At 61.1% G+C, this 10,466-nt stretch carries 3 protein-coding genes and 2 pseudogenes; 3 read left to right on the top strand and 2 right to left on the bottom strand.

The window, feature by feature from the left end:
• Positions 1 to 38 precede the first annotated feature (38 nt).
• On the bottom strand, positions 39 to 1,859 hold the full coding sequence (locus EHS19_RS09585; RefSeq protein ID WP_151917533.1) for an AMP-dependent synthetase/ligase: 1,821 nt from the start codon (positions 1,857 to 1,859) through the stop codon (positions 39 to 41).
• Positions 1,860 to 2,257: 398 nt separating this feature from the next.
• Positions 2,258 to 2,653 carry a VOC family protein gene (locus EHS19_RS09590; protein ID WP_151917540.1) on the bottom strand — a complete coding sequence of 132 codons (396 nt, stop codon included), beginning with the start codon at positions 2,651 to 2,653 and terminating at the stop codon, positions 2,258 to 2,260.
• A gap of 408 nt (positions 2,654 to 3,061) precedes the next feature.
• On the opposite strand from EHS19_RS09590, the gene EHS19_RS09595 reads away from it, so the two are divergent.
• The 3 genes and pseudogenes from EHS19_RS09595 to EHS19_RS11790 all read left to right on the top strand — a co-directional run.
• A complete protein-coding gene (locus tag EHS19_RS09595; RefSeq protein ID WP_151917534.1) occupies positions 3,062 to 4,312 on the top strand; it encodes an MFS transporter in 1,251 nt (416 codons plus the stop codon).
• 1,221 nt (positions 4,313 to 5,533) lie between these two features.
• A pseudogene (locus EHS19_RS09600) lies at positions 5,534 to 8,854 on the top strand (ABC transporter transmembrane domain-containing protein); the annotation flags it as partial.
• Positions 8,855 to 8,995: 141 nt separating this feature from the next.
• A pseudogene (locus tag EHS19_RS11790) lies at positions 8,996 to 9,847 on the top strand (ATP-binding cassette domain-containing protein); the annotation flags it as partial.
• Between the last annotated feature and the right edge of the window lie 619 nt (positions 9,848 to 10,466).

Below are 10,466 nucleotides of genomic sequence, written 5' to 3' on the forward strand. Positions count from 1 at the left end.
GAGCCCCCGAACCCGCCGAGCCGCTCCCAAAAAAGCAGTCACCGCTTGCCGGCGTACACCTCATGGTCGATCACGCTTGCGAACACGCGATTGACGGCCGGGCGCACGACCTTGAGCGAAGGCGTCAGGCACTTGTTGTCCTGTGTGAACCGATCGCCCAGCACCACGAACTTGCGCACCGACTCCGCGCGCGACACGGTCGCATTCGCCTTGTCCACATACTGCTGGATCTCATCGTGTACGGCCGGCAGCTGGGCCGCGTCGCGCAGCGGCGTGTCGGCGGCGAGTCCGTGCGTCGGCAGCCATGCGGCCAGCCCTTCCGGGTCAAGCGTCACCAGCGCCCCGATGAACGGCCTCCCATCGCCGACCACCACCGCATGCTCGACGATCGGGCATTTGGCGATCTCCTGTTCGAGCGGGATCGGCGACACGTTCTTGCCGCCTGCGGTGATGATGATGTCCTTCTTGCGCCCGGTGATCGTCACGCGTCCGTCATTGTCGATCGACGCGAGATCACCGGTCCGCAGCCAGCCGTCCTCGGTGAACGCCTCTGCGGTCTTGTCGGGAAGATTATGGTATCCGCGGAACACGTTCGCGCCGCGCACCTGAAGCTCGCCGTCGTCCGCGATGCGCACCGACGAGCCGGGCGCGGGCTGTCCGACGGTGCCGATCACATTGTCGTCGACGCGGGTCACGGTGAACGGGGCGGCGGTTTCGGTCATACCGTAGCCTTGGATCATCGGCAGTCCGATGCCCGCGTAGAAGTGCGCGAGATCCGGGTCGAGCGGTGCGCCGCCGCAGGCCACGTACCGGATGCGCGGGCCGAGCGCGCCGCGCACCGTGCGATACACCAGCGTCTCGAACGTCGTCCGCTCGGCGATCGCCTTGGCGGAATGCGCGCGCCCGGCCTGCTCGTCGCGGCTCCACAGGCGTGCCGCGGCGGCGGCGCGCGCGAAGATGCGTCCTTTGAATCCGGTTCCGGCGCGCCGCGATGCCGCGTTGTACACCTTTTCGAACACGCGCGGCACGCCGAGCAGATATGTCGGCTGGAACGAGCGCAAATCCGGCAGCAGCGACTTCGTATCCGGCAGATAGCCGACCACGCCGTCGTCCGAGCCGATCGAGCAGTATTGGATGTAGCGCGCGAAGCAGTGCGCGAGCGGCAGGAACAGCAGCAGGCGGGGATGGTTGTCGCAGATCATCTGCGGCAGACATTCGTATCCGGCGCGCACGATCGACAGGAAGTTGCGGTGGGTGAGTTCGGCGCCTTTGGGTGCGCCGGTCGAGCCGGACGTGTACACGATCGTGGCCAGATCGTCGGCTTTGACCGAGGCGATGCGCGCGTCGAGCTCCTCGTCGGACACGCCGACGCCGAATCCCTGCAGTGCGCCGAGGGCGTTGCCGTCCATCATCAGGAGCCGCTTGAGCGAGGGGCAGTGGTCTTTGACGGAATCAAGCCGGTCGTAGCGCTCGCGGTCGTCGGCGATGGCGAGCTGCACGGCGGAGTCGTTGAGGATGCGTTCCGCCTGCGATGCGGAGTCGGTGTCGTAGATCGGCACGTTCACCGCGCCGATGGCGGCCAGCGCGAAGTCGAGCACGCCCCACTCGTAGCGGGTCGCGGAGAACAGGGTGACGGCGTCGCCCTTGTCGATGCCGAATGCGATCAGTCCCTTGGCGGCGTCGCGCACGGCGTTGTGGAATTCGCCGGTGGTGATGTTCTGCCAGTGCCCGGGGCCGGTTTTGCGCGCGGCGATGACGGTGTCCTCCCCGGTGCGCCTGACGCGGTCGGTGAGCAGTGAGTAGAGGGTTTCGTCGTCGCGCACGACGATCGTGCCGGGGGTGGTGTATTCGGTTCGCATGGTTGCTGGTCGGTTCCGTTTCCTTGTTGTGGCCGGCAGTGTAGCTGGCGGCGGTTTAGTCGGCGGCGGTGTAGTCGGCAGCGCGGCCGGCTGCTGTCGGCTGCTGTCGCTGCCGCTGGCGCCGTTTGCGCCGGTTGCCGGTGTGCTGGCGGCGTGCTGCGATGCGGCGGCAGACCGCTGTCGTCTGCCGCCATGCATCGCTGTTTTCGTATTGACTGCCAACTTACGCCACCGTAGACTGTCGTGTATTGTCCGACTGCACGAATTGCGATGATTGATTTTGTCGGCGTTGCACAATGCCGCACGTGCTGACCGGCATGCGGCCTTCTGCACATGCAAAAGGGCCGGCGCGAATCGCGGTGATTCACGCCGGCCCTATGCGAATGGAAAAGAAGATGTTACTTCTTCAGGATCTGGCAGAACTCAAGGGTTTCGCCGTTGATGCCGATGACGTTGAAGTAGCGAATGCCGTGCTCCCAGAAGGTCGGGATCTCCTGAATCTCCTTGTCCTTGAGGTTCAGGCCCAGAGCCTTGGCGTTCTCGAAGGCGGCCTCGACATCCGGCACGTCGAGCGCCCAGTGGTTGATGGCGCCGGCCTTCATCGGGGCCTCTTCGCCGTCCCAGGTCTCGATGGTCAGGTGGCCGTAGCGAAGGAACGCGACGTGCTGGTTGTTGCCGAACGGGTAGCGGCCAACGAGCTTGAAGCCGATCTTGTTGACGTAGTAGTCGATGGTGGCATCCAGATCCTTGGAAACCATTCCGGAATGCTGAAGATCAGTGGTGAATTCAGTCATTACAGCCATAATCAAACTCCTTTTGTACTGGGCGCTTTTGTGGGCACCTCGGTCGCGATCCTGCGATCTGCATTGGGCAGGGCCTGGATCTTGTCGCGATTCCCAATGTTAGCGCTCACGGAGATGTGATGTTTTGGAGACGGATTTTTATGCTGTAGGCAAAAAATCGAGTCATGGTAGTTTGCTCTCCAAGCGTGCATATAATGCACTGTGGAATTGGTCAGAGGGCTGGAAATGGCTTGAGACCGCCAGTTTCGACATATCTTCGATGAAGCCTCGCGTGTCGCGCGCGTTGGGGGTATGCTGTTGTGAGCGCAATGAGAACGCTCACAAAACATGCCCGCAGATTCGCTGCTGCCGAGTGGCGAAACAGCGGGATGTGACGAATATCTGATAGAAGGAGAGACAATGAGTGACGAATCGCAGTCACGCGGTCAGGCGTTGGGCCGGGCAGCCATGTTCCCGGTCATGGCCTCGTTCCTGGTGCTGAGCTTCATTGATTTCGTCGGCACGGCCACGAACTATGTCAAGCCGGAGTACGATCTGTCGAACACGGTCGCGAACCTGTTCACGACGATGGCGTGCTTCTGGTTCCTTATTTTCTCCGCGCCGACGAGCGTGCTGATGTCGAAGATCGGCCGCCGCAAGACGGTGCTGGTCTCCATTCTCGTCACGCTGTTCGCCATGGCGTTCCCGATCGTCGGCTATGCGTTCTTCGACACCGACAAGAACCCGGTTCGCTTCGTGCTGCTCGTCATCTCGTTCGTGCTGCTCGGCGTCGGCAACACGCTGATGCAGGTCTCCCTGAACCCGCTGCTGGGCATGTTCGCGCACGGCGACAAGCTCGCCGCAACCCTGAACATCGGCCAGGGCATCAAGGCCTGCACCTCGCTGCTCACCCCGCTGATCGTCAGCTGGTTCGCCATTGCGTTCGGCAAGTGGTGGCTCGTCTACGTGCTGTATCTGGTCATCGGCGTCGTCATCTACGTGCTGCTGTCGGCCGATAAGATCGACGAGCCGGAGGTCAACCCCGATACGAAGACCACCATCGGCGGCTGCCTGAGCCTGCTCAAGGACCCGGTCGTGCTGCTGTGCTTCTTCGGCATCATCATGCACATGACCATTGATGTGAGCGTCAACGCCCAGGGTCCGCGTATTCTCGCCGAGATGACCGGCTGGACTCCTGCCGCCGCCGCGAGCTTCAACACCATCTACTACGCGTCCCGTGCCGTCTCCAGCCTCGGCGGCGTGTACGTGCTGAGCCGCATCAGCAACAAGGCCGGCCTGCGCATCTCCACGCTGCTGCTCGTGCTCTCGATGGTGCTCATGGGCGCCTACTCGCTGTGGGGCACCGGCATGTCGCCGTTCGTCTACTACGTTGCCATGTGCCTGTGCGGCCTCGGCAACTCCAACATGTTCACGCTGTACATGGAGCGCGCAATGCTGGTGCACCCCGATCGCAAGAACGAGATCTCCGCTCTGATGATCATGGGTCTGTTCGGCGGCGCCGTCTTCCCGCCGATCGTGGGCGCTGCTGCCGATGGCTTCGGTCAGATCGGTGGTGTCGCGGTCATGTTCATCGTGGTGCTCTTCGCCGTGTACTGCTCGTTCAACTACAAGGTGCTGCTCTCCAAGGAGGAGCGCGCCTCGCTCAAGTGAGGGCTTAGTGAGGACTGAGGCGAGCGCTTAAGTATGGCTTAGCTAAGTAGGGCTAAGCAAGGATTTAGGCGGAGCTTCAGCTTCAGCGCCAACACTGGCGCAAGCTTCACCGTGGGAGGCCGGTTCGTAGTCGCAGGTCGATTACGAACCGGCCTCTTGTCGTTGCGGGCAACGCGCGAGTCTGCCGGCGAGACGGGGGGGCAGAGAGCTCGGCATCGGCATCGCCATCGTTATCGGTATAGCGTGTTCTGCAATGGCGTATTGGTTGCCAACGAGGTGCCTCATTTGAAAATCTGAGACTTGTGCTGTTTTCGTGGGTAGATAGTGGGGCACGCAGGTTGGGCACTAGAGAGGAACGAGAGAGGGGCGCTGCTTAGCGCAACCATGTCCCGAGACAGCACACTGCTGTAGCGCAGTGTCTTTAGCGTGTCTGTAGCGCAAGGATTTCTCGGGGAAAACGGCCATCTCGTAAAATCCTTGCGCAACGGGGGCCGCTAGCGCAAGGATTTCTCGGAAAGAAGGCGAACTTCGTAGAATCCTTGCGCTAAGACACCACCTAGCGCAAAGATTCTACGAACTCCGGGCAAATCCCGAAAAATCCTTGCGCAAAGGAAGTGCGCAAAGGAAGCACAAGCGAGAAAAGATAGAGAGGTGCAGAAGGGGAGTCAGAGCAGGGACGCCACTAGGCGCAAGTTCCATGGTTCTTCTTGCCCGATGAGCGCCCTGCCTGAAAAGCGCCCTTCCCCTACTATCCCAGTGGCTCAGCAACGGACCACCACCTACGATAACGACAGAAGCGCCGAAAATGAGCGCGAAATCCGGCAATCGGCAACCAACTTGCCATTGTCGTGGATCATTGTCGTGGGCCGGTGCCGTGACCGGTGCAGTGAGTGTTGACGTGACCGGTGTCTGCTGCCCTGTGTTTGCAATTCGCTGGCTATGCCACCGGTTCCGCTTGAAGCGGAATGCTGGCTACGGACGGGACTGCTGTTTGCGGGCAATGTTGCTCGGTGGAAGCGCTTGACGGCAGTCGAAGTCGGCAGGGCGCGCGCAATGACGCGAATGACCATACCGCGATGTAAGATTCGTACAAAAGTACTATTGAGTGCAACAACAATTGAAATATGTACATTTGAACTATGGTCAAAGCGTAATGCGCTTGATATGGTTGCGGAGGTTATGTGCGGTGCATTGCCGCGCGGTGTCGGTGGGGAGGATCTGATGATCGACAAACGACTGTTCGGCATGGCGCCTGGCATCGGCCGGTTGGTGGTCGGCAAGGTGGCGTGCATGTGGGTGTCGCTGCTGGCCAATGTGGCGTTTGTGGCTGCGTTGGTGTCGCTGCTGTCGGGTGTGCTGTACGATCTTGACGCTTCGGCTGACGGCGCGGTGCGTTCGGATGCAGGCGGCATCGTGCATTTGCATGGCCTGCTTCCGGTGATTCGATTGGGTGAGGCGCCTGATGCACGTACGGTGCTGATCTATTCGTCGGTGTTTCTTGCCTGTGCGCTTGTCCGCTATCTGATGACGCGATTTGCCGCAGGGCTTGGCATCGAAGCCGCCGAGCGCGTCAAACTCGGGCTGCGTGAAAGCCTGTATCGCAAGATGCTCAGGCTGGGTCCCTCATACTCAAGCCGAGTCAAGACCTCCGATGTGGTGCAGTCCGCAGGGGAGGGCGTTGAGCAGATTCAGAGCTTCTTCGAGCTGTTTCTGCCGCAGCTGTTCTACTCCCTGCTTGCTCCGATCACGCTGTTCGCCGTGCTGTTCCCGGTTGATGTTCCGACTGCGGCCACGCTGCTGATCTGCGCGCCGCTCATCGTGCTCATTGTGGGACTGGTGGCGATGAGCGCATCCAGAATGTTCAAGAAATACTGGGTGAGCTACACCGACATGGGCGCCACGTTCCTTGACGACATCCAAGGCTTGGAGACGTTGAAGATCTTCGATGCGGACGAGCGCGCCGCGCGCGATATGGACACGAAGGCCGAGCATTTCCGCGTCATGACGATGCGTGTGCTGCAGATACAGCTCAGATCGCTCTCGTCGATGGATCTCGTCGCCTATGGCGGTACGGCCGCAGGCATTGGCGTGGCATTGTGGCGGTATGCATCAGGCGTGTCGAATATGGGTGGCGGTTCCTCGTTGACGCTCGCCGGCGTGACCTTCATCGTGCTGATATCGGCGGACTTCTTCATTCCGCTGCGCCAGCTCGGCTCGTATTTCCATGTGGCGATGAACGGCATGACGTCCACCAAGCGCATCTTCCGTCTGCTTGATGCGCCCGAACCCTCGCATGATGGCGAAGTCCTGAATCTTGGGGGCGAAAAGAGCGATCACAGTGAGAGTGGTCACGGCGAGAGCGTCAACAATGATGCGCACACTGATGCGGTGCCGGCGTTCACGGTCGAATTCGACCATGTCGGGTTCTCATACGGTGATCATTCCAGCAATTCCGGTGCCGCGAACACACCAAGCGGTCAGAATGGTCAGGGTGGCTCACACGGCTCTGCGTCTGCCGCGGGAGAGGGGGAGCCGTCTGCAGTGCCCGCGCTTGCGCTTGCGGACGTATCGTTCAGAGCGGAACCCGGCAAAGTGCTTGCGATCGTCGGTGTTTCCGGCTCCGGCAAGTCCACGGCCGCAGCTCTGATCTCGGGCACGTTGACCGGCTATAGCGGCTCGATCACGCTGACGGATACCCGATTCAAGTCGGAGTTTGGTCTGGTGGAGTCGCCGGCCCGTCATCGTCATGAGATCAACGGCATCTCGAGCGCGTCCCTTGCCCAGGCAGTGACCGTTGTCGGCGCGCGCAGTCATCTGTTCGCCGGCACGCTGCGTGACAATCTGATGATGGCGCTTCCCGTTTCGGTGGCTTCCGACGAGGCATCGCATGCCGGTCGTCACAGTCTCGATGATCGTCTGTGGGATGCCCTGAAGCGCGCTCGAATCGCCGATTTCGTGCATGCCCAGTCCGGAGGGTTGGACATGGTGATCGAGCCGGATGCCGCGAATCTTTCGGGCGGTCAGCGTCAGCGCATCGCCATTGCGCGCGCATTGCTGCACGACAGTGCGATCTATGTGTTCGATGAGGCGACCAGCAGCGTCGACGTGGAGAGCGAGGCGCTGATTCTGGCGGCCATTCGCGATCTCGCCGATGCCGGCAGAACGGTGATCATGATCACGCATCGCATGGCCAACGCCGCCGAGGCGAACGCGGTCGTTGTCCTCGATCACGGCCGCAGCGTGGAGGCTGGAACCCATGAGGCGCTTATGGCGATGCATGGCGACTATGCCCGTCTCTACCATGCCCAGCAGGAGATCGAACAGGTCGGACGAACCGATGTTGATCTGGCTCGCTCCGGCGTGGCGGGGGATTCTGAGACCTTGACCGGTGATCGGCTGCCCAAAGCCGAAGGAACGCACGGTGCCGACGATGAGCGTGGGGATGGTGGAAAAGCACGGAACACGACTGGGGGCTCCGATACCGCTGACGGTGACCGTGGCGTCAGCAGTGTGATTCCTCGTCTGCTGCGTATCGCGAAGCCATTGGCGGGCATTATGGTCGCCGCGGTCGTTGCTGGCACGGTCGGTCATATCGCCGCCACCATGCTTCCGGTGTTCGGTGTGGCGGCATTGTTGGCGCTTGCCGGGCATCCGGTCTGGGCAATGAGTGTTCCGGTTGCGGTCGCGCTGATGGTGGTCTGCGCGATCCTGCGCGGTGTGATGCGGTATGTGGAGCAGTATTGCAATCATAATGTGGCCTTCCGGCTGCTTGCCCTGTTCCGATCGAGGTCGTTCGCCGCACTGCGGCGTCTCGCGCCCGCCAAGCTCGCCGGTCGAGGCAAGGGCGATCTCATCGCGTTGATCACCACCGATGTGGAACTGCTGGAGATCTTCTTCGCCCACACGATCTCGCCGGTCGCGATCGCTATCGCCACGACCGTGATCTTCGCGGTATGCGCAGTGACTCTCAGCCCGCCGATGGCGCTGTTGCTGATCGCCGCACATCTGGTGATCGGCGTGATCGTGCCCAGGTTCTTCGCAGTCAACGTTCGTGGTCTCGGCCCGAACATCCGTCGACAGGCCTCCTCGCTGGACAATCGCGTGCTTGACGATATGCGCGGTCTTCGAGAGATCATTGGCTTCGGCCGTGGCGAGGAGCGTGCAGCCGACATCGTGTCTCGCACAAGAAGCCTGTGGGATGAGCATGCGAGACTCAGCCGTGTCAATGGTGGATTCGCGGGCGTCGGCATGGTGCTGGTCATGGCGCTTACCACTGCCGGTGTTGTGCTGGCCGTGTGGCAAAGCGCGGCTGCCGGGATCGATCCGGCCGTTTCCGCAGCATCTGTGGTCGCATTCACGCTGCTGTCGGGATCGTTCGGCCCCACGCTTGCGTTGAGCGCATTGCCCGCGAACCTTACTCAGACGTTCGCCGCGGCGCGACGCCTGTTCGCGCTGATGGATGAGACACCCGCAGTCGAGGAGCATGGAACGGCGACGCCCTCGTATCAGGGCATGCGCATGGAGCACGTGACGTTCGCCTATCCAACCGACAAGTCCAAAGCAGCCAATTCCAATGTGACGAAGCTCGATGCGGCAAAGGGCGATGGCAAGGTCGGCCTGGAACGCATGGATGCAGAGCGTCTCAGTGGAAAGGGCGGCGACGAAGAGGGTGTTGGCATCAACGTGCTTGACGATTTCACCCTTGACGTGCCTCAGAACGGAGTGCTGGGCGTGCAAGGGCCTTCCGGTCGGGGCAAATCCACGATGCTCAAGCTGCTCATGCGCTACTGGGACCCTCGCAGCGGTGTCGTCACACTGTCGCAGACGCCGTTGCCCTCTGTTGATGCGCATCATCGTCGTCGTGTGCAGACGATGATGAGTCAGGAGACGGCATTGTTCGACGGAACCATCAGAGACAATCTGCTCATCGCACTGCCTGATGAACAGCTTCCTCGCGAATCTGGAGAGAACCCCACGGTGCAACAAGCACCTGCGCAGAAGGCGATTGCTCAGAAGTCTCTGGCGGAGAAGTCTGGTGTTGAGAAGAGCAACGCGCAGAAGACCGCTGCGGAAGAATCGCCCGTTGACAAGGCGTCGGTTCAGAAAGACGCCGTTGCGCAGCCGCCCGCTGCGAGATTCTCCAATGAGGAATCGTCGCGAGAGACTTCCGCTGTGCCGAATGATCGTGCGCTGGATAACCGTGCGCTGGATGATCTTCTGCGCGAGGCGTGTCGCAAGGCATCGGTGCTGGATCTCATCGATTCGCTGCCGGATGGATTCGATACGCGCGTCGGAGAGCTCGGAGATCGTCTTTCCGAAGGCGAACGTCAGCGCATAGGTTTGGCTCGTGTGTTCCTGCGCAACGCAGATCTCGCCTTGTTCGACGAGCCGACCAGTCGTCTGGACGCGTTCAACGAGTCGGTCATTCTTCGCTCGATTGATCTGCTGAGCTCCGAACGCCACACGGCGGTCGTGCTGGTCAGTCACCGATCCTCCGCCATGCGCATCGCCGATCACATCCTCGATCTGCGCTGACCCCACATCCCCACCCGCTTGGGCGGGTCTGGCGATCACAGGCGTGGCAATGCCGCGCAAACCCGCCGGCCGCCGTCGGTCGGCGCTTGCCGTGCGCAAGATAATCTCGAAAAGAGTCCCGAGCTCGAGAAAACCTTGCGCTAACCGAGCGATTAGCGCAAGGTTTTCTCGGGATTTGCCCTAGATTCGAGAATCTCTTGCGCAAACGGGCTGCGTAGCGCAAGGTTTTCTCGGGATTTGCCTTGGATTCGAGAATCTCTTGCGCAAACGGGCTGCGCAGCGCAAGCTTTTCTCGAGATCAGGGTTTTCCCCGAGAAAACCTTGCGCTAGTGACATGTGTCAGAGGTTCGTTGACGAATTCACTACCCCTCAGTCCCGCTTCGCGGGCCATCTCGATCCGCAATCAGCGACGGCTGTGCGCGCAGTCTGCTGGCTTGCCGGTCGGCTCGCATAGCACCTGCGGGTTCCAGTGATCGTTGCAACACCTGACCGACCGATGGGGAGGAACAGGTGGGTGTTCGAAGCGTGAAGTACGCGACGAGGTCGCCCAGCTGGCATATTGGTTGCCAATTGGCAACCAATCGAGTACGATCCACGCAACGCGAATCCCTGATAAACC

This window comes from Bifidobacterium jacchi (assembly GCF_009078285.1).
Classification (GTDB): domain Bacteria; phylum Actinomycetota; class Actinomycetes; order Actinomycetales; family Bifidobacteriaceae; genus Bifidobacterium; species Bifidobacterium jacchi.

What these genes read in the sequence shown, in the direction of transcription:
- EHS19_RS09585 (WP_151917533.1), bottom strand. Translation starts at nt 1,859, where the DNA reads ATGCGAACCGAATACACCACCCCCGGCACGATCGTCGTGCGCGACGAC.
- EHS19_RS09590 (WP_151917540.1), bottom strand. Translation starts at nt 2,653, where the DNA reads ATGACTGAATTCACCACTGATCTTCAGCATTCCGGAATGGTTTCCAAG.
- EHS19_RS09595 (WP_151917534.1), top strand. Translation starts at nt 3,062, where the DNA reads ATGAGTGACGAATCGCAGTCACGCGGTCAGGCGTTGGGCCGGGCAGCC.